1 protein-coding gene is annotated in these 2,716 nt (G+C 43.0%); it reads right to left on the bottom strand.

Going from position 1 to position 2,716, the window contains the following annotated elements; translation table 11 throughout:
• Window positions 1-2,716 (bottom strand): FG-GAP repeat domain-containing protein (locus ACEW8O_RS03380; protein ID WP_373493215.1); only part of this gene is annotated, 2,716 nt, incomplete at both ends.

Here is a 2,716-nt window from a genome sequence, read left to right as displayed (position 1 = left end):
CTTTCCCCCAGGTGTAAGCAGGAACGGCAATCGCCACCCCGGCCGTTGTCATGTCCACGTCGAAAACGGCATCTTCACCGAAGCAGATGGCTGCTGCATCCTGAATATTGAAAACCGGATCTTCCTGGGATATTAAGATGTAGTTTTGGGAAATGACACAGCCCTTTAAATCAGTGGCTGTCAGCACATAATCCCCGCCATCCAATCCATTGATTATGTTTTCGCCATTTATTTCTTCTGCCACAAAACCGGTGAGAGGCGTCCCATTTTTGGAAAGCGTATACGTATAAAAAGGAAAGGTTGCACTTGGATTGCCACCCTGGATATTCCAGGAAATTGATCCGGTGGTTGGCTCACACAAGGGTTCTGTATGGCCAGGATTTGAGAATTCAATAAGTTCAGGTTCATCTATGGTAAACTGAAAGTCTGCAATACAGGCTGCCGGGGGGTTTAATGATGCCTTGACGGTCACATTGTAAGTACCTGCTGAAAAAGTTTTTGCCAATAGCTCCCCGCTAGTGATAAAATTAGATCCACCGTCCAGGCTATACGAAATATAGGACTGGTCGCCAGTGATAGTGGTTATGAAACCCGTGTCACCACCAAAACATTTCACATCTTCTACCTCAAAACCAATGGTTGGACTTGGATCAACGATGACCAAAACCTCTTTGGCAGGAGCATTGGAACATTCGTCAACCAAATAAAACTGATAGGGAGCCAGAGCAGCGGGCAGGTTGTCAATCTGCAGGCTGAAATCTGCATCAATGGTATAAACCGTGCCGTTATCGTTTAATCCGTTGGTAATCAGGGTGCCATTTGGAGCATCCTTATACCATTTGACAACAGCATCATCAACCGAACCGTCTGTACTGTTTGTTACCTCGATAAAAATCCCCCCGGCATCACCTTCACAAATCGGGGCGGGGTTGTTCACCACAAAGACCGGCCGGGGAATAATGGGAATGGTAACCGGTCCATCATATTTACACTCTGGAAATTCATAAACTCCTTTTACGGGAGGGTTGATAATTGCAGATAAATCGGATAATGGTGCGGTGTCTCCTTTTCCGCTATTGATCAATATTGTTTTGGATAAACTTCCACCTGGCAGAATAACAGTTCCTACCTGAACATTTTCGATGACAGTAGTTCCCAAGGAAAATTCTATTCTGACCTCAGCTGGTAAATCCCCATCGCCTTCATTGGAGACCATCAGCTCAACTTCAATCTGGTTATTTCCACCAGCATCCAAACACAAAAATTTAGCGGAAAGCAGTTCAACCTTGGCATCCATGATTGGAATCCCGGAAGAAAAACAACCATCTTCTGTATAAAGGGTCCTTTGGACAAGAAAACTATTAAAGGGTGTAGCCACTCCGTCCAAGCATCCTGATCGAGGATCGAACCTTGGAAAGAAAACACCTGGGGTTCCTGCGTGATTAAGTTGTGGTGTTGGGATTGATAAATCCTCATTTATATTAAAACTAAAATATGCATACTGATTCCAAACAGTCCTTGCCGGTGCCCAGGGATAGCCATTGGACTTAAATGCCACTAATCTTGCATCTGGAGTAAACGCATAACCACTATTGCAACATTGGACTCCTTCCTGATCAGTTACTAAAATTTCCGCTTCGTTATCTCCATCGATATCTGCTACAATGGCACCTTCACCAGCCGTTGCCGCTTTTAAAGGTATAGCAGCTTTAACAGTTGGTACTAATCCTCTTCCATCAATAATCCTTAAACTTTCTTCATCCCGATAAACCAATTCCTGAATTCCATCCTGATTAAAATCAAACATTGTAATCAGGGTATAACCGGATCTATCAGTTGTAACTAATGGAGTTGTCCACTTTGATTTAAGCTTAATTGTTCCATCATACCTAAACATATTAAGTCTCAACGGGGAAACTACTCCTATTTCAGGATTACCGTTTCCATCTATATCTCCAATAAAAGATAAACTAGTCGCTCTAATCAAATCGTCATCAGCTGCTCCGGGATCTGGAATCGATTCCCATGCGATTAACTGGCCAGTGCCTGAACCAACAGTCCACACGTAAACAAGTCTGGAATCCGGATCATCAGTTCTTTCGGTAGTAACAATTATATCTAGAATACCGTCCTTATTGATATCTGCAATAGAGGTAAAACCATCCGGCGCAATTCTTCCATTTACATTAAATTTTGCATCAATTCGAGTTGCATTCCATGAAGCATCGAATTGATATACAGAATTTCCTGCAACTAATTCAAGATTTCCACCTGGAACGACATCGGCAGCTACGGAAACACCAATTGAACCGCCCCGCATGGACCCACCACCTAAACTTGCGGAAAGAATACCTTGTCCAGCTGCTCCTCCGTCAAACAATTTTGCTCCCGTAACAGCATTAAAAACTTCATTGTAAATATAAATTTCCGGAACCCCGTCGCCATTAAAATCAGCAATACCCGGCGCAGCACCTGATTTATATTGTTTACCTAAGGAACCAACAGGTACATTTCCTCCATATTCAACTGTAGACATCCACACATAATCATCCGCGTCAGTATTTCCGACTTCGTAAGCTATTAGCTTACTTTCAAATTTTCCCGCAAAACCTGGAGTATATTGGTGGGTAGAAGTGGCTACTATAATTAAAGGGTTTGGATATCCTGGCACTTTAGCAATTAAAAAAGGATTTGGCCCCTCAAAATGAAGGTCAGG

It is taken from the genome of Aquiflexum sp. (genome assembly GCF_041749095.1).
Lineage (GTDB): Bacteria > Bacteroidota > Bacteroidia > Cytophagales > Cyclobacteriaceae > Aquiflexum.
The sequence above is the reverse complement of the archived record's forward strand: the minus strand, read 5'-3'. Positions and strand labels throughout refer to the sequence as shown.